Below are 17,849 nucleotides of genomic sequence, written 5' to 3' on the forward strand. Positions count from 1 at the left end.
AGAGGCGCCGGTCCGGCATCGTGTGGCTGCCGCCCGGGAGCGGTTCCTCTAGGATCGTGGCATGGAGCCAGCGGAAGACCTGTTCGAGGGCCCGGCCGTCGGCCTGCCCGAGCCGATCCCGTCCCGGTCGGCGCTCTACGTGCCCGAAACAGAAGCCTCTCGGCCGGTGCGGCACGTGCGCGGGTATGCACCGTTCCTCGCGTTCTGCGCCGCTCAGGGCGTGAGTGCCCGGGAACTGGCCGCGGACCCGGTCCAGCTGATCGCGTTCCTCCGCGCCTCTGCGCCGGATATCCTGTCCGAACTCCGGCTCCGGGACGCGGCCGGAGTATTCACCGGCAATGCCATCGCCGCGCTGCGCCCGGACGCCCGCTGGCAGACGTCCGGGGACAGTCCGCCGACGGTGGATGCCTGGGGCGGGGGATTCACTCCCGGCATCCTGCCCGCGCGTCTCGGCGAGGCCGGCGACGACGCCGTGCAGGGCTTCCTCGCGTGGCTGCGGGACTGGGAGCAGGGAGAGGAGGACCTGCCGGCCCTCGAGCCCCGGCCCGTGCCCCTGCCGGTGGACCGGCCCGGCTACGTCCGCCCCGACCTGCCCCGCACCGAGTGCCGGGACGAGGGCGGCAACCTGGTTCCGTACGGCAGCCGGTGGGGCGGCGGCGGCCCGCCGGAGGAGACCTACAGCGTGGACAGCCACCCGGAGCGCTTTGCCGGCCTGCACGCCGTGGCCCGGGCCCTGATCGACCATTTGGTCCGGACCTATGACGCCGAGGCCGCCGACGCCACCGCCGGTGCCGCCGCGGAGCTGAGGGGCCGGATCGAGGTGATCGAAGCGGTCCGGGTGGCACCGCGCGCCACCGATGCCGCACCGCTGACCTTCGTGTTCACCGCCTACCCAGGCGTCCTGATCCAGGCCGGCCTGCTGCACGACTTCCCGTTCCCGGCCTGCGGCTGCGATGCCTGCGACGAGACAGCGGAATCGGCAGCAGACCAGCTGGAGCGGCTCGTCTTCGCCGTGGCGGCAGGCGGCTACGCCGAACGGTATCCGGCCGGCCGCCGACGCTGGGCCGAATACGCGCTGACGGCGGTGGACGGCTCCGGCGCCGAAAGCGGCAGCGGTGGACCCTCGCCGAACCTCGGCCCCGACCGGCTCCGGGACGCCGAGGTCCGGCTGCAGGAGTTCGGCGGCCGCTGGCAGCCCTGGCCGCTGCGCCCAATCGGGAGGACGTCATGATCAAGGCTTGGACCGGGAACCAGATCCGTTCCGCCGAAGCGCCGCTGCTGGCCAACGGGCAGGGCCCCGAACTGATGCAGCGGGCCGCGCACGGGCTGGCCAACGCCATCGTCCGCGGGCTGCTCCGGCGCCGCGGCCAGGTCTACGGCAGCACGGTGGCGGTGCTGGCCGGCAGCGGCAACAACGGCGGGGACGCCCTGTACGCCGGGGCATTCCTGGCCCGCCGTGGGGCGCAGGCGACGGCGGTGCTCACCTCCGCGCGCTGGCACACCGAGGCGCTGGCCGCCTTCCGGCGCGCCGGCGGCACCGTGGTCCAGGCCGGACAGGCAGGGCCGGCCCTGGCGGGGGAGCTGGCCGCCGCCGATGTCCTGGTGGACGGCATCCTGGGCACCGGGGCGTCCGGGGGCCTGCGCGGCGCTGCCGCCGGCCTGGTGGCCGCGCTGCAGGAGCGGATCTCCCGCCCAACGAACGGCACCGGCCCGCTGGTGGTCGCCTGCGACCTGCCCTCCGGGGTGGACGCGGACACCGGACAGCTGCACCAGCCGGTGCTGCGCGCCGACCTGACCGTGACCTTCGGCGGCGCCAAGCTGGGCCTGCTCACCGATCCCGGCGCCGGCGCCGCCGGCCGGGTTTGGACGGTGGACATCGGGCTCGGGCCGCACCTGCCGGAGCCAGCCCTGCGGCGGCTGGACCCCGGGGACGTGCCCGCGCTGTGGCCGGTGCCCGGCCGCAGCGACCACAAATACACCCGCGGCGTGCTGGGCATCGCCGCCGGCTCGGCCAGCTACCACGGTGCCGCCCTGCTGGCCGCCCGCGCCGCCGTGGCTACCGGCGTCGGCATGGTCCGCTACCTCGGTCCGGGCGAAATCTGCGGGCAGCTGAACCTGCTCGCCCCGGAGGTGGTCTGCGGCAGCGGAACCATTGCCGAGAACCGCTCCCAGGCCTGGCTGGTCGGCCCCGGCGCCGTCGCGGACCCGGAGCAGGCGCAGCGGGCCCGGGAGGCCTTGGCTTCGGGCCTGCCGGTGGTCGCCGATGCCGGCGCGCTGGACCTGCTGCCGGCCGAACTCGGGCCCCACGTCATCCTGACCCCGCACGCGGGGGAGTTGGTCCGGGTGCTGGCCGGCCAGGGTGTGTCGGTAGACCGGGAACAGGTCGAGGCTTCGCCGGCCGAGTTTGCCCGGCTGGCGGCCGGGTTGACCGGGGCCACAGTGCTGCTCAAGGGTGCGGCCACCGTGGTTGCCTCGCCCGCCGGCACCCTGTTCAGCCAGGACAACGCGACGGCCTGGATGGCTACCGCCGGCAGCGGGGATACCCTGGCCGGGATCCTCGGTGCCCTCGCCGCGACGGTGCGTCCGCAGGACCTGGACCGGGCCGGAATCGCGGCGCCGGACCACTTCGCGGCGGTAGCGGCGCTGGCCGCCCTGGTGCACGGGCTGGCCGGCACCGCGGCCGCGGCCGGCGGGCCGACGTCGGCCGCAGCGATCGGCCACGCGGTCCCGGCGGTGGTGCGCGCCTTGCTCAGGGAGCCGGAGCAGCGCCCCGGCCGATGAATCAGCGGGCTGGCCAGTGTCGGAGGGCGTGGCTACTGTGGGTTGCATCTGACCGGCGGACAGCGGAGGAAACCGATGGCCATCACCCGTGACCTGATCATCAACGGCGAGCATGTTCCCGCCGCATCCGGCAAGACCACCGATGACCTGAATCCCTACACCGGCGGCGTCTACGCCACGGTCGCGGCGGCCGGGTCCGAGGACGTGACCCGCGCCGTGGACGCGGCCGCTGCCGCGTCGGAATCCTGGGCGGCCACGCCGCCCTCGGCCCGCGCCCGGATTTTCCTCAAAGCGGCGGAGATCCTCGAGGCCAGGACCGACGAAGGCGCGGCCCTGATGGCGCAGGAGGTCGGCGGCGTGCGGCCGTGGGCCGAGTTCAACCTCCAGTTGGCGGCGGACATCATGCGCTCTGCCGCGGCAGCCACCACGGCCCCGCAGGGCGAGGTGCTCGCCACGAACCTGCCGGGGAAGTATTCGCTCGGCCTGCGCCGGCCGTTCGGCGTGGTGGCGGCGATCTCGCCCTGGAACGCCCCGTTCATCCTCGGTACCCGGGCCGTCGCCATTCCGCTGGCGGTGGGCAACACGGTGGTGCTGAAGCCCAGCGAGGACGCGCCGCTGGCCTGCGGGCTCTTCCTCGCCGATGCCTTGCTGGAGGCGGGGATTCCCGACGGCGTACTGAACGTGGTGACGAACGCGCGCGAGGATGCGCACGACGTCGTCGGTTCGCTGATTGCCGATAGCCGGGTCCGCTGCGTGAACTTCACCGGCTCCACCAAGGTTGGCCGGATTATTGGCACGCTGGCCGCGCAGCATCTCAAGCCCGCCGTCCTGGAACTGGGCGGCAAGAACTCCCTGCTGGTGCTCAAGGACGCCGACATCGAGTATGCGGCCAGTGCGGCGACCTTCGGATCGTTCATGAATGCCGGCCAGATCTGCATGTCCGTGGACCGCGTGCTCGTCGACCAGTCCATCGCCGAGGAATTCACCGCCCGCTTTGCGGACAAGGTGTCCAAGCTGCCCACTGGCGACCCGGCCGACCCGGCCACGTTCATCGGACCGCAGGTGAGCCAAAGCGCCGCGGACCGGCAGTACGGACTGATCGACGACGCCGTCGCCAAGGGAGCCACCGTTGCCACCGGCGGCCAGCGGCTGCAGAACGCGCTGGTGCCCGCCACGGTGCTGACCGGAATCACCGAGGACATGCGGGTCTTCGGCGAGGAGATTTTCGGATCGGCCACTACCGTGCTGCCGGTGGCCGGGGCCGAGGAAGCAGTGCAGCTGGCCAACAACACCAGCTACGGGCTGACCGCCGGAGTCATCACGGAGAACCTCGCCGAGGGCATCGAGGTGGCCGGGCGGCTGCGCACCGGCATCGCCCACGTCAATGACCAGCCGGTGCAGGATGAGCCGATGGCGCCGTTCGGCGGGATCAAGGAATCCGGCTACGGCAAGTTCGGCGGCCAGGCCGGCATCAATTCCTTTACCGAACTGCGCTGGGTCACCGTGCAGCAACAGGGCCACGCACAGTACCCGTTCTAGGCACCAGCCCGGCAATCCGAAAGGCACGGCATGTACCAGGCGTCCGAGGACCGTTACGAGCAGATGCCCTACCGGCGCGTGGGCCGCAGCGGCCTGCAGCTGCCGCTGGTTTCGCTCGGACTGTGGCACAACTTCGGTGACGACAAACCGTTCGAAATCCAGCGGGCCGTATTGCGCCGCGCCTTCGACCTGGGCGTCACGCATTTCGACCTGGCCAACAACTACGGACCGCCCTATGGGTCGGCCGAGCGCAATTTCGGCCGGCACCTGGCCGAGGACTTCCGGCCGTACCGGGATGAACTGGTCATCTCCTCGAAGGCCGGCTATGACATGTGGCCGGGCCCGTACGGGAACTGGGGGTCGCGCAAGTACCTGCTGGCCAGCCTGGACCAGTCGCTGTCCCGGCTGGGGCTGGACTACGTGGACATCTTCTACAGCCACCGGCCGGACCCGGACACGCCGCTGGAAGAGACGATGGGGGCGCTGGACACGGCCGTGCGCTCCGGCCGGGCACTATATGCGGGCATCTCCTCCTACACCCCGGCCCAGACCCGGGAGGCCGCGCGGATCATGCGCAGCCTGGGCACGCCGCTGCTGATCCACCAGCCCTCCTATTCCATGCTCAACCGCTGGGTGGAGGAGGGCAGCCCGAGCCTGCTTCAGGTGGCCGGGGAGGAGGGTATGGGCGTGATCGCCTTCTCGCCGCTGGCCCAGGGCCTGCTCACGGACCGCTACCTGGGCGGCATCCCGGAGGATTCGCGGGCCGCAGCGCAGAAGTCCTTCGCCCCCCAATGGCTCTCGGAGCAGAACCTGGAGCGGGTCCGCGGGCTGAAGGAACTGGCGGCCGCGCGCGGGCAGTCGCTGGCCCAGCTGGCCATCGCCTGGACCCTGCGCACCCAGCTCCGCGGCACGCCGGTCACCTCGGCGCTGGTCGGCGCCTCCAGCGTGCACCAGCTGGAGCAGAACCTCGCCGCGGTGCGGAAGCTCGAGTTCAGCCCGGCGGAGATCGAGGCGATCGACGAGTATGCGGTGGAATCCGGCATCGACCTGTGGCGGCAGCCGCCGGAATAGGGGCCGGAGTGGGGCGCGCGGGCCCCGCTGTGGCGGCGCAGCCGATACTGCGGGAGCGCCCCAAGGGAGGCGGCAGGGGTCCCCGTCCTGAGCGTGCGAAGGACAGGGGCAGCCGCCGATCGCTAGGTCAGCCAGGTATCCGGCGGACCGAGGAAGAGCAGGAAGCCGAACACGGCCGCCACCCCGGCAGCAGCCAGCACGACGGCGAGGACGGGGTTGCCGAGCACCCACGCCTGGGCCTTTTCGAGCGCCCCGCGCGGCGTTTCGCCGCCCGCGGCCAGGCGCCAGCCGCCGTCGAGCAGGCCCCGGCGCTCCAGGGACTTCTCCACCGGAATCGTGGCGTAGGGCAGGACCGCCGAAACCACTGCCAGCAGGCCGGTCCGGGCGCCCCATTTCTGGTTGACCCAGGTGAAGCAGGTGATTGAGAGGTAGCAGAGGAAGACGAAGCCGTGCAGCCCGCCGCCGATGCGGACACCGAGTTCGGTGGTCTGGGTCAGGTACTTCAGGGCCAGGCCGAGCAGCAGCAAGGTCCAGGTGGCGGCCTCGGCCAGTGCGACGGCACGGAACAGGATGCGGGGAGACATGGGGGTCCTCGGATCGGGGAACGCCGGAAAACCGGAAAAGCAGTCCTTCCACGCTACCCGGTGAGGCGCGGGAAACGTAAATCGTTGCATTCAGTGTAATTTTGCATCCTGTGCAAGTTTGGCCTTAGGCTGGGGACATGCCGGAACCACCAACGCCGTCGCCCCCAGGGCCCCCCGAAAGCCGGCGCGAGCTGAACCGCCGCGCCACCCACGAAGCGATTACCGCAGCAGCCCTGCGGCTGGCCCGCGAACACGGCGCCGGCGGCTTCACCGTGGACACGCTGGCCGAAGCCGCAGGCATTTCCCGCCGCACGTTCTTCAACTACTTCCCCTCGATCGAGGCCGCCGTGACGCAGCCGGTGGAGGAATTCCTGGACCGCGCCTTCGCCCGGCTGTACGAGCGCCCCGCGGACGAGCCGATCGTGGACGCGGTGCTCGCCGCCATCACGGGGGATGTGGGCCAGGAGGAAATGGCGCTGCTCTGCGAGGTCTATTCGATGAGCGCGGACGACGAACAGCTGGAGCGGATGCAGCTGTGGATCTGGGACAAGGCCCAGCAAAAGCTTGAGGAAGGCCTGAAACCCCGTCTGCCCGCGGACAGCAGCGAACTGCTCACCGATGCGCTCGCCGGCTCCATCATCGCCTGCGCCAAGGCCGCCATGCGGCAGGCTTCCGGGCAGACCGCTCCCGGACAGGCCGCCGACCCGCAGGCCTTCCACGACCTGCTCCTGGCTTCCCTCGACCTGCTGCGCGCCGGCTTCAACACCAACGGATCCATCCCGCACCCGAAGGACAACTGACTATGGCTTCCTGGCTGTATTCCCTGGGCAAACTCGCTGCCCGCAAGCGCTGGTGGTTCATTTCCGCCTGGCTCGCCGTGATGGTCGCCGTCGGCGCCTCGGTGGCCGCGTTCGGCGGCACCCTGAGCAACAGCTTCACCATTCCCGGCACCGCCGCCCAGCAGGTGCTGGACCGGCTCAAGACGGACCTGCCCGAATCCTCCGGCGGCCTGGGCACCATCGTCTTCAAGGCCGCTGACGGCCAGGCCTTCACCGCCAAGCAGAAGGCCGCCGTCGAGAAAATCGCCGGCACGCTGGCGGACCATCCCGCGGTCAAGTCCGCCACGGATCCGTTCGAGCTGCAGTCGGCGCTGGACGATGCACCGGAGCGGATCGCGGACGGCGGAACGGAGCTGAAGCAGGCCAAGCAGCGCCTGGCCGACGGCCGTGCCGCCATTGACGCGGCCAAGGCCCAGCTCGAACCGGCCAAGGTCCAGCTGCAGGCCGCCCAGGCGCAGGCAGCCCAGCTCGAGGCGGCCGGCCAGGCCGCGATGGCCGCACAGGTCCGTGCCCAGCTGCAGCCGCAGGAAACCCAGCTGGAAGCCGCCGAGAAGCAGTTGGCCAAGCAGGAGCGCAAGCTCGAGGACGGCCAGGCCAAGTACGATGACGGCGTAGCGGACCTGGCCTCGGCCAAGATCCGGATGCAGTCCTCCGAGGGCGTCCGCTTCGTGTCGGACACCGGCGACGTGGCCTTCATGCAGGTCTCCTTTGAACAGTCCATGATGGAGGTCTCGAAGGAGGACCGCGCCGCCGTCCAGCACATCGCCGAGGACGGCCTGGTTCCCGGCCTGCAGGCCGAATTCAGCAAGGACATTGTCGAGGACATCTCCTCGCTCTTCGGCGCCGCGGAAGCCATCGGCATCGCCGTGGCCGCAGCCGTGCTGGTGATCATGCTCGGTACGCTCGTGGCCGCCGGCCTGCCGCTGCTGATGGCGGTCGTCGGCGTGGGCGTCGGCGTCGGCGGCACCATGGCCCTCTCCGGCGTGGTGGAGATGAGCAGCATCTCCCCGGTGCTGGCCCTGATGCTTGGCCTGGCAGTGGGCATCGACTACTCACTGTTCATCGTCAACCGGCACCGGACCCAGCTGCTGGCCGGCATGCCGCTGCAGGAGTCGATCGGCCGTGCCACGGGTACCTCGGGCAATGCGGTGCTGTTCGCCGGCTTGACCGTCATCATTGCGCTGGCCGCGCTCGCCGTGCCCGGGATTCCGTTCCTGACCGTGCTCGGCCTGGCCGGCGCCGCGACCGTGGCCGTCGCGGTCCTGGTCGCGCTGACCCTGACCCCGGCCCTGCTCGGGGTGATCGGCAGCCGCATTCTCTCCCGCCGGGCCTGGGCGAAGGCCGGCGGCGGTGCCGCTGCCGCCGGGCTGCCCGCCGGCGCGCCGGCCGGGAACGGCACCAAGCGCAGCTGGGGCCGCGCCGTCACCCGACACCCCTGGCTGGCCCTGCTCGCCGGCGTCGTGGTGCTGGGCGCCATGGCGCTGCCCGCCGCCGAACTGCGGCTGGGCCTGCCCGACGGCAGCTCCGAACCTGCCGATTCCACGGCCTACCGGGCCTATACCCAGCTGGGCAAGAGCTTCGGCGACGGCATCAACGGACCACTCATCGTGGTCGCGGACCTGCCCGCGGGGCTGGACGGCACCGAACAGGACCGGATGCTGCTCAAGCTCTCCCAGGAACTGCGCGCGATGGACCACGTCACCGCCGCCATCCCGGTGAACACCAGCGAGGACGGCCGCACCGCGGTGCTGCAGGTGGTGCCCGACGGCGGCCCGGCCGCCGAGAGCACCGAGGACCTGGTCCACACGCTGCGGACCGAAGCCGGCGCGCTCCAGGCCGCCACCGGCGTCGAGGGCGTGGCGGTGACCGGGCAGCCGGCCATGCAGATTGATGTCTCCGACCGGCTCGCCGAGGCCATGCCGGTATATCTGGCCATCGTCATCGGGCTGTCCCTGGTGCTCCTGCTGCTGGTCTTCCGCTCCATCCTGGTCCCGCTACTGGCCACCGCCGGCTTCCTGCTCTCGCTGGGAGCCAGCTTCGGCGCCGTGGTGGCGATCTACCAGTGGGGCTGGCTGGGCGGCGTCTTCGAGGTGCATGATCCGGGCCCCATCCTCAGCTTCCTGCCGATGATCCTGATCGGCGTGCTGTTCGGCCTGGCCATGGATTACCAGATGTTCCTGGTCTCCGGCATGCGCGAGTCCTATGCCCACGGCGAGGATGCCCGCGCCGCGGTGGTCAGCGGTTTCAACCACGGGGCCCGGGTGGTCACGGCGGCCGCGATCATCATGGTCTCGGTCTTCGCCGGCTTCGTTTTCTCGCACCTGACCATGGTCCGGCCCATCGGCTTCGCGCTGGCCCTCGGCGTGCTGCTGGACGCCTTCGTGGTGCGCATGACGCTGATCCCGGCGGCCATGCACCTGTTTGGCAAGGCCGCCTGGTGGCTGCCGCAGTGGCTGGAGCGGATCCTGCCCGATGTGGACGTCGAAGGTGCCAAGCTGGTGGCCCGGGCAGAAGCCGGGGCGGACGAGGAGCCCGAACTGGAACCGGCGCTGCGGTAACGCCTGTTGACCTTCCGCAGTTGGTAGGTAGACTGGTCTACCTACCAACTGCGGAAGGGGAGCGGCTGTGGCTGTTCATCCTGCACCGGGCCGGATCCCGGCAAAGCGGGGCGAGGCCCGCGCGCGGCTGCTCGAAGCCGCCGCGCGGCGCTTCTATGTCCACGGCGTCGCGGCGACGGGCATCGATGCCATCACCTCCGATGCAGGCGTCGCGAAGATGAGCCTGTATAAGAACTTCGCCAACAAGGACGACCTGGTTGCCGCCTACCTCGAGGACCGGCACGCCACGTTGCTTCAGCTGTACCGCCGGCGGCTGGCGGAGGCGCGCAGTCCGCGCTACCGGGTGCTCGCCGTGTTCGACGCCTACCTTGATCATGCGGCCCTGGCCTACGAGGCGGATTTCCGGGGCTGCGGCCTGCTCAACGCGGCCGCCGAGCTGCCCTCGCGCCACCCCGGCCGCGCGGCCGTGCGCCGGCACAAGGAGGAGATCGAGAACCTGCTGCTGGAGCATCTGAAGGAACTGGCGCCCCGGGATCCCGAATGGTGCCGCGGCACCGCGGAGCACCTGTCGTTCCTGCTCGAAGGGGCGATGGTCCGCGCCGGGCTTGACGGTGGTGACCGCCGGCTGCGCCGGGCCCGCGACCTCGCGTCCGGCCTCCTGGACAACCGGTGAGTACGTCCCTGCGGCCGGGCGGGCCAGTGCTTGGCGCGCTCCTGGTGCTGTCCGCCTCGGTGCTTTGGGGTACCACCGGTACCGCAGCCACGTTTGCCCCCGGCGCCGGACCGCTCGCTATCGGTGCTGCGGCGATGGGTCTGGGCGGGCTGCTCCAGGCGCTGGCCGGGGCGCGTGTCCTGGCCGGAGCCCGAGTGCGGCTGCGCGGCCAGTGGACGGTCGTCGTCCTCGGCGCCATCGCCGTCGCCGTGTACCCGCTGGCCTTCTACACCTCGATGCACCTGGCCGGGGTCGCCGTCGGTACGGTAGTCACGATCGGATCGGCGCCGGTGGCATCCGCCTTCATCGAGCGGGTCGTCGACCGGCATCGGCTGGGCCCCCGCTGGGTGGCGGGCGCCGCGCTCGGACTCACCGGCGCCGCACTGCTCTGCTTTGCCGAGGCGCAGCCGGACGGCCCGGCCGACGGGGCCGGCCCGGCGCCGTCGGCCCTGGCGGGCATAGCCCTTGGCCTGGCCGCAGGGCTGGCGTACGCCGTGTATTCGTGGGCCGCGCACCGGCTCATGGCCCGGGCCGTACCGGCACGGGCCGCGATGGGTGCGGTCTTCGGCCTGGGCGGGCTGCTGCTGGTACCCGTCCTCGCCGCCACCGGGGCCCCGCTGCTGGACTCCTGGACCAATGCGGCGGTCGGGGTCTACATGGCCCTGGTTCCGATGTTCGCCGGCTACCTGCTTTTCGGCTGGGGACTGGCCCGGGTTCGGGCCAGCACCGCCACCACGTTGTCGCTGGCAGAACCGGTTGTTGCGGCCGCCCTGGCCGTCCTGATCGTCGGCGAGCGACTGTCCGCCCAGAGCTGGCTCGGCGTCGCGCTCGTGGTCGGCAGCCTCGCCGTGCTGACCCTGCCGGTGCCCCGGCGCCGGCCGGGGACGGACGAACGGCGGGAGCGGGAAGCGGCAGCCGTCGGTGCCGCGCAAATATACTGAGCCGATGGAACCCGCACCCACTGCCGCCGCCTCCGTGCCCGCTGCCGTCTCCGGCACTGCCTCCTCGGAGCCGGGGCAGTTCGTCGCCTGGCTGCGCGCCGTTGCGCCGTATATCCACGCCTTCCGGGGCAGGACCTTTGTGGTCGGAGTGCCGGGCGAGCTGGTGGAGGCGGGCCGGCTCAACGCCCTGGTGCAGGACCTGAGCCTGCTGCAGGCGCTGGGCATGCGGATCATCGTGGTCCACGGTTCGCGGCCGCAGGTCAATGCGCAGCTGCAGCTGCGCGGCCTCCAGTCCCTCTATGCCGACGGCCGGCGGATCACCGACCCGGCCGCGCTGGAATGCGCCAAGGAGGCCTCGGGCGAGCTGCGCCTGGACATCGAGGCGGCGTTCTCCCAGGGCCTGCCGAACACACCGATGGCGCATGCCTCGATCCGTGTGGTCTCCGGGAATTTCGTGGTGGCCCGCCCGGTGGGCATCCTCGGCGGAGTGGACTATCAGCACACCGGCGTGGTGCGCAAGATCGATACCTCGATGATCGATCTGGCGGTCGACGCCGGGGCGATCGTGCTGCTGTCCCCGCTGGGCTATTCACCCACCGGCGAGGCGTTCAATCTGAGCATGGAGGATGTGGCCTCCAGTACCGCCGTCGCGCTCGGGGCGGACAAGCTTGTGCTGCTGGCGGACTCGGCCGGGGTCCCGGATGCCCAGGGCCGGATGCTGGCCGAAATCTCCGAGGCCACCGCGCAGTCGCTGCTGTCGGCCGGCGGACTGCCCGAGGCCCTGGCCTTCCAGCTGCGCCACGCCCTGCGCGCCTGCCAGGGCGGTGTGCCCCGGGCCCACATTATTCCGCAGGGGCTGGACGGCAGCGTGCTGCTGGAACTGTTCCGGCACGAAGGCGTGGGTACCATGCTGGTGAAGGAAACCCTGCAGGCGGTGCGCGAGGCGGCGAACGACGACGTCGGCGGCATCCTGGCGCTGATCCGGCCGCTGGAGGAGGACGGCACCCTGGTCCGGCGCGACCGCTCGCTGATCGAGCGCGAGGTCGGGAACTTCACCGTCGTCGAACATGACGGGGTGATCTTCGGCTGCGCCGCGCTGTACCCGTTCCCGGCCGACGGGATCGGCGAAATGGCTTGCCTGGCGGTCAACCCCTCGGCGCAGGGCAAGGGCGACGGGGAGATGATCCTGCAGCGGATCGAGCAGCGTGCCCGCGCGGCCGGACTGAAGCAGTTGTTCGTGTTGACCACCCGGACGATGCACTGGTTCCTCAAGCGCGGCTTTGTCGAGGGCTCCGTGGACCAGTTGCCGCAGGCCCGCCAGAACCTGTACAACTGGCAGCGCCGCTCCCGGGTGCTGGTCAAGGACCTCTAGGCCCGCCGCTGCTCAGGCCCGGGGGCTTCATCCGGGCCCGTGTCCCCGGGCAGCGGCGCCGGGGCCGGCGCCTGTTGCTGCCGTTCGATTTCCAGCCGGGCTTCGTACCGGGCGGGAGCGAAGACTTCCTCGACGGCGCCGAAGGCCCCTGCAGCGCCGGTTGCGCCGGGTTTCAGGGTGCCGGGCCGGAGAGCGATCCATACGGTCAGGCCGATGACGGCCAGGACCGCAATGATGCCGATGCCCAGGCCGATGAAATCCATCTGCTGCTCCCTTCCTGGCGGCTGGCTCCCAGCATTGGGCCTCCGCTCCCTTCTTTAGGCTTCAACCAATGCCCTGACCTGCGGGTTTGTATTGCTTGAAGCATAAACATGGGCGTGGGGCCGGGCAAGGGACTGGAGGAGGGGTGGGCCGGCTCAGGCCCACTGGTAGCCGTGCGCCTGCTCGTACGCTTCGAGCAGGCGGATCGCGGCATGGCCGGAGCTGATCAGCGGGTGGATCATGAAGGCGCGCAGCGCGGCGTCGCGGTCACCCTGGCCTGCCTTGATGGCCTCCCGTTCCACCGCCTTCAGCTGGTTCATGTAGCCGGCTTCGTGCAGTCCCAGCGGCTTGGCCGGCAGGGGCCGGGCCCCGTTGCTGTCGACGACGGCGGGGACCTCGATGACGGCGTCCGCCGGCAGTTGTGCGAAGGTGTCCCCGTTGCGCACGTTCAGGATCAGCTCCGCCGGCACCCCCGTCAGCAGCGCGCGCATGGTATCCAAGGCCACCTGTTCGTAGCCCCCGGCGTCATCCAGCAACGTCCGGGCCCCGCCGTCCACCCTGGCCTCGGCCAGATAGCCCTCTTCGCGGGCCTGCCGCGCAGCCTCCCAGTCCCGGAACGGCGCCGCCGAGGACCGCAGCTTGGCGTACAGCTCCTGCTGCTGGCCGTGGATGAACTCACCGCGGGTCTGGGCTGCGCCGGACAGGGCCAACGTCGCCTCGCGGCGGAAATAGTAGTAGAAGAGGTACTCGTTGGGGATGGCCCCCAGCGTCTGCAGCAGCGGAGCGCCAAAGACCCGGCCCTCTTCGAAGGACGCCAGCCGGTGCTCGTCGGCCAGCAGCCCCGGCAGCCGGTCCTCACCGTCGTACTCCAGCCCGCGCAGCCAGCCCAGATGGTTCAGCCCCACATAGTCCACCCCGGGCAGCGAGCCGGCCCGCATCGGCACGCCGGCGGCCCGGGCCGCGCGGCGGACCAGACCGATGGGCGAGTCGCAGATGCCCACCACGCGGTCGCCGAGGATCGGCCTGACCGCTTCGGTCACCAGGCCCGCCGGGTTCGTCAAGTTGATCAGCCAGGCCTGCGGGCACAGTTCGCGCATCCGGTGCGCGATCTGCAGCGCGGCCGGAACGGACCGCAGCGCATAGGCGATGCCGCCGGCCCCGGTGGTTTCCTGCCCCAGCAGGTTCAGCCGGGTGGCCACCCGCTCGTCCACCGTCCGCCCGGCGGTACCGCCGGGACGGATTGCGGAAAACACGACGCCGGCGCCGGCCAGGGCGTCGTCAAGGTTCCGGGCGAAGGTCAGTTTCGGCGGCGTGGCATGCTCGGGCAGGGGCAGGTCCGCCAGCACCCGGGCGATCGCGTCCAGCCGGCCGGCGTCCGAGTCCTGGAGCATCACCTCGTCCACCAGTTCGCCGTCGGTCCCCGCCAGTACACGATAGACGAGAGGCACGCGGAATCCGCCGCCGCCCAATATGGAAAGTTTCACCCTGCCGCCCTCTCAGCATCCGGCCCCCAGCTTGTATTGTGCCAGCATGGGCCCTTTCCTCAACCCGCCACACCGCTTCGATCCGCTGGCGGCGGCCAGGACGGCGGATGCGCCGGACTTTGACCTGCTGCTGACCGGGCCCGTATTCCTGGACATCATCTTCACCGGGCTCGAGGCCATGCCGGCACCCGGTGAGGAGTTGTGGAGCGAAGGCATGGGGTCCTGTCCCGGCGGGGCGGCGAACCAGGCGGTCGCCGCGAGCCGGCTGGGCCTGCAGACCACGCTGGCCGCGGCCTTCGGCGACGACGTTTACGGCGAGTTCAACCAGGGCATCCTTGAACGGCAGGAATACGTGGACCTGTCCTTGTCCCGGCGGTTTCCCGGCTGGCATTCGCCGGTGTCCGTCTCGCTGTCCACCAGCCAGGACCGGTCCTTTGTCACCCACGGGCATCCGGCGCCGCTGAGCGCCTCCGAACTGATCGGGGACCCGCCGCGCTGCCGCGCCGCGGTCACCTCGCTCGGGCCGGACCTGGAACCCTGGGCGCTGGCCGCCCGGGACAAGGGGGCCAAGTTGTTCGGCGACGTCGGCTGGGACCCCACCGGGCAGTGGTCGGCGGACACGCTGCGCAACCTGGAGAAGTTCCACGCCTTTACCCCCAATGACACCGAAGCCATCAGGTACACCCGCACGGAGGATCCGTGGGCGGCGCTCTACGCGCTGGCCGACCGGGTGCCGGTCGCGGTGGTCACCCTGGGCGGACGCGGGGCCATCGCGATCGATTCGCTGACCGGCGAGGAGGACTGGGCCCCGGCGCTGCCGGTCAAGGCCTACGACGCCACCGGTGCCGGGGACTGCTTCGGCGCCGCGTTCCTGCTGGGCACCCTCGCCGGCTGGCGGCTGCCGGACCGGCTGGCCTTCGCGAACCTGTGCGCGGCCTTGTCGATCCAGCAGTTCGGCGGTTCGCTCGCCGCGCCGGGCTGGGGCGACATCGCGGACTGGTGGGAACGGATGAACACCTCTGGCCAGAGCGTGCGCGGGCAGTGGCTGCGCCGCTATGCCTTCCTGGAACAGTTGCTTCCGGACGTACCGCCGCAGGCGGTCCGGCGGGCGGCGGCAACGGTCGCACGCCATTCCGACGCCGGCGGCGTGCACGAGCCCGCCCGGCCAAGTGGAACAATGGACGGGTGAGTTCTACAGCGACGTCCGGGAAATTTGACCGCCAAGCCCTCATCAGCCTTGATGCCATCCGCGACAATGTGCGCCAGTTCCGCAAGGTAACCGAACCGGCCCGGGTAATGGCCGTGGTCAAGGCGGACGCCTACGGCCACGGTGCGCTGCCGGTGGCCCGGGCCGCCCTGGAGGCCGGGGCGTCGTGGCTCGGCGTCGCGCACATTTCCGAAGCACTTGTGCTGCGCGACGCCGGCATCGACGCGCCGCTGCTCGCCTGGCTGCACACGCCGGACAGCGATTTCGCTGCAGCCATCCGCGCAGGGGTGGACATCGGCATCTCCGGCTGGGAACTCGAGCACGTCGCCGCCGCGGCCCATGAGCAGGAGCGGCCCGCCCGCATCCACCTGAAAATCGACACCGGGCTCGGCCGCAACGGCTGCCCGCCCGATGAGTGGGAGGCCCTGATCGGCCGCGCCCAGGCCTTCCAGGACGAGGGGCTGCTGCGCGTGGTCGGTGTCTTTTCCCACCTGGCCGTGGCCGACGAGCCGCAGCGGCCCGAGACGGACGAGCAGATCGACAGGTTCCGGGCGGCCGTCGCCGCGGCCGAGGATGCCGGGCTGCATCTGGAGGTCAGGCACCTGGCCAACACCCCGGGCGCGCTGACCCGCCCGGACGCCCACTTTGACCTGGTCCGCATCGGCCTGGGGCTCTACGGGCTTTCCCCGTTCGAGAACCAGCGTGCCGAGGACCTGAAGCTGACGCCGGCGATGACGCTGCGCACCAGGGTGGCCAACTGCAAGAAGGTCCCGGTGGACCAGGGTGTCTCCTACGGGCTGCATTACCGCACCCAGGAGCCGACCACGCTGGTCCTGGTCCCGATGGGCTATGCGGACGGGGTGCCGCGGATTGCCAGCGGCGCCCAGGTGGCCATTCGCGGCCGCCGGTACGACGTCGTCGGACGCATCGCCATGGACCAGTTCGTGGTGGACCTGAAGTCGGCCGACGCCGGCTTTGAACCCGGGGAGGAGATCATCCTCTTCGGCCCCGGCGATGACGCGCCGGATGCGACGGACTGGGCCGTGGCCTCGGGCACGATCAATTACGAGATTGTCACGCGGATCAGCGGCCGGGTGCCGCGCGCCTACACGGGCCAGTCGCCGGAGCCGGCTGCCGTGCCCGAGGGCGCCGGTCCCGCGGCGCAGACGGCCCCCTCGGTGGCGGCGCCGTGAACGGTCCGGCGGAACCGGCACCCGTCTGGAGCGTGGAACTGAGCGCTTCCAGCGCGGCGGACACCCAGGCACTTGCGTCGCGGATCGGCACCGTGCTGCAGGCCGGGGACCTGCTGGTGCTCGCGGGCGAGCTCGGCGCCGGTAAGACCACCTTCACCCAGGGGCTGGGCCAGGGCCTGGGTGTGCGCCCGGGCATCATCTCGCCCACCTTCGTGCTGGTGCGCAGCCATCCCAGCCTCGGCGGCGGCCCGGACCTGGTCCATGTCGATGCCTACCGGCTGGGCTCCGACGCGGAAATCGACGACATCGACCTGGAGAACACCGCGGACTCTGCCGTCACCGTGGTGGAGTGGGGCCGCGGCCGGGTCGAGCATCTGAGCGACAGCTGGCTCGATATCACCTTCGAGCGCAGCACCGGCGCTCCGGCCGCTGCCGGTCCGGAGCGGGCCGGCTTCACCGCGGACTTCGACGAAGCGGACCAGGACGAGCCGCGGGTCATCCGGATCGCCGCCTACGGCCCGCGCTGGGAGGGCCGGCCGCTGTTCTGACCGTCTGGCCCGGGCGGGGCCGGCCGCACGGGTAAACCGGCTCTGCGGGGCGGGGCCGGCCGCACGAGTAAACTAGTCGGGTGCTGATCCTCTCCATCGATACTTCCGCCATTGCCAGCGCGGCGCTGCTGACCGGAGAGGGGCAGACCCTCACTGCTTTCGCCACCGAGGACACCCGCACCCATGCCGAGGTCCTGGCCCCGGGCATCCGCGCCCTGCTGGACGAGTCCGGCATCCGCCCGGACCAGCTCGACGCCCTGGTGGTCGGCGTCGGACCCGGACCGTTCACCGGCCTGCGGTCCGGGATTGCGACGGCGCGGACGCTGGCTTTCGCCTGGCACAAGCCGCTGCACGGGGTGATGAGCCTGGACGCCGTCGCCGCCGACGCGGCCCCGGCCGCCCGTGCGGCAGGGCACACAGAATTCCTGGTGGCCACCGATGCCCGGCGCCGGGAGGTTTACTGGGCCCGCTACGGCACGGACGGCAGCGGGTGGCCGGTGCTGCTGGACGGCCCGCACGTCGGCCCGGCCGCGGAACTGCCGCCGCTGCCGGCCTACGGCCGCGGCGCCGGAATCTACCAGGACCAGTTGGACGCGGTGGCCGGTTTCGGGCAGCTTCAGCCCACCGCCGAGGCGCTGGGCCGCACCGCCGCCGCCCGGTTGTCGCACGGGGTGCCGCTGCTGGACACCACGCCGCTGTACCTGCGCGAATCCGATGCCAAGGTGCCCGGCCCGCGGAAGCGGGCACTGTGAGCGCCGC

At 71.3% G+C, this 17,849-nt stretch carries 16 protein-coding genes; 13 read left to right on the forward strand and 3 right to left on the reverse strand.

Features of this window, described 5'->3' with window-relative positions; genetic code table 11:
* Window positions 1–61 precede the first annotated feature (61 nt).
* The 4 genes from LVY72_RS07125 (at window position 62) to mgrA (ending at window position 5,391) form a co-directional block, all read left to right on the forward strand.
* Window positions 62–1,231, forward strand: coding sequence for a DUF6226 family protein (locus LVY72_RS07125; RefSeq protein WP_237819139.1), 1,170 nt, complete (start codon window positions 62–64; stop codon window positions 1,229–1,231).
* On the forward strand, window positions 1,228–2,781 hold the full coding sequence (locus tag LVY72_RS07130; protein ID WP_237819141.1) for a bifunctional ADP-dependent NAD(P)H-hydrate dehydratase/NAD(P)H-hydrate epimerase: 1,554 nt from the start codon (window positions 1,228–1,230) through the stop codon (window positions 2,779–2,781). Before LVY72_RS07125 ends, LVY72_RS07130 begins: the two co-directional genes overlap by 4 nt.
* Window positions 2,782–2,856: 75 nt before the next feature.
* A complete protein-coding gene (locus LVY72_RS07135) occupies window positions 2,857–4,320 on the forward strand; it encodes an aldehyde dehydrogenase family protein (RefSeq protein WP_237819143.1) in 1,464 nt (487 codons plus the stop codon).
* A 30-nt stretch (window positions 4,321–4,350) separates the two neighbouring features.
* Window positions 4,351–5,391 (forward strand): L-glyceraldehyde 3-phosphate reductase, encoded by a 1,041-nt coding sequence (gene mgrA, locus LVY72_RS07140; RefSeq protein ID WP_237819145.1) that lies wholly within the window; start codon window positions 4,351–4,353, stop codon window positions 5,389–5,391.
* Between the two features lie 122 nt (window positions 5,392–5,513).
* Here mgrA and LVY72_RS07145 read toward each other — a convergent pair whose 3' ends face one another.
* Entirely contained in the window at window positions 5,514–5,975 is a 462-nt protein-coding gene (locus tag LVY72_RS07145) for a DUF3817 domain-containing protein (protein ID WP_237819147.1), read from the reverse strand.
* Window positions 5,976–6,112: 137 nt separating this feature from the next.
* On the opposite strand from LVY72_RS07145, the gene LVY72_RS07150 reads away from it, so the two are divergent.
* From LVY72_RS07150 to argA, 5 genes are all read left to right on the forward strand, one after another.
* Window positions 6,113–6,775 carry a TetR family transcriptional regulator gene (locus LVY72_RS07150; RefSeq protein WP_237819149.1) on the forward strand — a complete coding sequence of 221 codons (663 nt, stop codon included), beginning with the start codon at window positions 6,113–6,115 and terminating at the stop codon, window positions 6,773–6,775.
* Window positions 6,776–6,777: 2 nt separating this feature from the next.
* Window positions 6,778–9,372 (forward strand): MMPL family transporter, encoded by a 2,595-nt coding sequence (locus LVY72_RS07155; protein WP_237819151.1) that lies wholly within the window; start codon window positions 6,778–6,780, stop codon window positions 9,370–9,372.
* A gap of 67 nt (window positions 9,373–9,439) precedes the next feature.
* Window positions 9,440–10,045 (forward strand): TetR/AcrR family transcriptional regulator, encoded by a 606-nt coding sequence (locus tag LVY72_RS07160; protein ID WP_237819153.1) that lies wholly within the window; start codon window positions 9,440–9,442, stop codon window positions 10,043–10,045.
* Window positions 10,042–11,025, forward strand: a complete 984-nt coding sequence (locus LVY72_RS07165) for a DMT family transporter (protein ID WP_237819156.1) — start codon at window positions 10,042–10,044, stop codon at window positions 11,023–11,025. The genes LVY72_RS07160 and LVY72_RS07165 overlap by 4 nt, the downstream gene beginning before the upstream one ends.
* A 4-nt stretch (window positions 11,026–11,029) precedes the next feature.
* A complete protein-coding gene (gene argA, locus LVY72_RS07170) occupies window positions 11,030–12,397 on the forward strand; it encodes an amino-acid N-acetyltransferase (protein WP_237819157.1) in 1,368 nt (455 codons plus the stop codon).
* Here argA and LVY72_RS07175 read toward each other — a convergent pair.
* Both LVY72_RS07175 and LVY72_RS07180 read right to left on the reverse strand, forming a co-directional pair.
* The gene (locus tag LVY72_RS07175; RefSeq protein WP_237819159.1) at window positions 12,394–12,660 is read right to left on the reverse strand and encodes a hypothetical protein; all 267 of its coding nucleotides are present in this window, start codon (window positions 12,658–12,660) and stop codon (window positions 12,394–12,396) included. The genes argA and LVY72_RS07175 overlap by 4 nt on opposite strands.
* 153 nt (window positions 12,661–12,813) lie before the next feature.
* A complete protein-coding gene (locus tag LVY72_RS07180) occupies window positions 12,814–14,142 on the reverse strand; it encodes a family 4 glycosyl hydrolase (RefSeq protein WP_237819161.1) in 1,329 nt (442 codons plus the stop codon).
* A gap of 46 nt (window positions 14,143–14,188) precedes the next feature.
* Between LVY72_RS07180 and LVY72_RS07185 the strand changes: the two genes are divergently transcribed.
* The 4 genes from LVY72_RS07185 to tsaB all read left to right on the forward strand — a co-directional run bounded on the left by LVY72_RS07185 (window position 14,189) and on the right by tsaB (window position 17,842).
* Window positions 14,189–15,331 (forward strand): carbohydrate kinase family protein, encoded by a 1,143-nt coding sequence (locus LVY72_RS07185; RefSeq protein WP_237819163.1) that lies wholly within the window; start codon window positions 14,189–14,191, stop codon window positions 15,329–15,331.
* Window positions 15,328–16,542, forward strand: a complete 1,215-nt coding sequence (gene alr / locus LVY72_RS07190; protein WP_237819165.1) for an alanine racemase — start codon at window positions 15,328–15,330, stop codon at window positions 16,540–16,542. Before LVY72_RS07185 ends, alr begins: the two co-directional genes overlap by 4 nt.
* Window positions 16,539–17,090, forward strand: a complete 552-nt coding sequence (gene tsaE, locus LVY72_RS07195; protein ID WP_237819167.1) for a tRNA (adenosine(37)-N6)-threonylcarbamoyltransferase complex ATPase subunit type 1 TsaE — start codon at window positions 16,539–16,541, stop codon at window positions 17,088–17,090. Before alr ends, tsaE begins: the two co-directional genes overlap by 4 nt.
* An 80-nt stretch (window positions 17,091–17,170) precedes the next feature.
* Window positions 17,171–17,842 (forward strand): tRNA (adenosine(37)-N6)-threonylcarbamoyltransferase complex dimerization subunit type 1 TsaB, encoded by a 672-nt coding sequence (gene tsaB / locus LVY72_RS07200; protein ID WP_237819170.1) that lies wholly within the window; start codon window positions 17,171–17,173, stop codon window positions 17,840–17,842.
* Window positions 17,843–17,849 lie beyond the last annotated feature (7 nt).

Origin of the sequence: Arthrobacter hankyongi, assembly GCF_022012395.1 — a bacterium.
Lineage (GTDB): Bacteria > Actinomycetota > Actinomycetes > Actinomycetales > Micrococcaceae > Crystallibacter > Crystallibacter hankyongi.

Coding starts and splice junctions, on each gene's coding strand:
- LVY72_RS07175 (WP_237819159.1), bottom strand. CDS start 12,660: ATGGATTTCATCGGCCTGGGCATCGGCATCATTGCGGTCCTGGCCGTC.
- LVY72_RS07125 (WP_237819139.1), top strand. CDS start 62: ATGGAGCCAGCGGAAGACCTGTTCGAGGGCCCGGCCGTCGGCCTGCCC.
- LVY72_RS07130 (WP_237819141.1), top strand. CDS start 1,228: ATGATCAAGGCTTGGACCGGGAACCAGATCCGTTCCGCCGAAGCGCCG.
- LVY72_RS07135 (WP_237819143.1), top strand. CDS start 2,857: ATGGCCATCACCCGTGACCTGATCATCAACGGCGAGCATGTTCCCGCC.
- LVY72_RS07150 (WP_237819149.1), top strand. CDS start 6,113: ATGCCGGAACCACCAACGCCGTCGCCCCCAGGGCCCCCCGAAAGCCGG.
- LVY72_RS07155 (WP_237819151.1), top strand. CDS start 6,778: ATGGCTTCCTGGCTGTATTCCCTGGGCAAACTCGCTGCCCGCAAGCGC.
- mgrA (WP_237819145.1), top strand. CDS start 4,351: ATGTACCAGGCGTCCGAGGACCGTTACGAGCAGATGCCCTACCGGCGC.
- LVY72_RS07185 (WP_237819163.1), top strand. CDS start 14,189: ATGGGCCCTTTCCTCAACCCGCCACACCGCTTCGATCCGCTGGCGGCG.
- argA (WP_237819157.1), top strand. CDS start 11,030: ATGGAACCCGCACCCACTGCCGCCGCCTCCGTGCCCGCTGCCGTCTCC.
- LVY72_RS07145 (WP_237819147.1), bottom strand. CDS start 5,975: ATGTCTCCCCGCATCCTGTTCCGTGCCGTCGCACTGGCCGAGGCCGCC.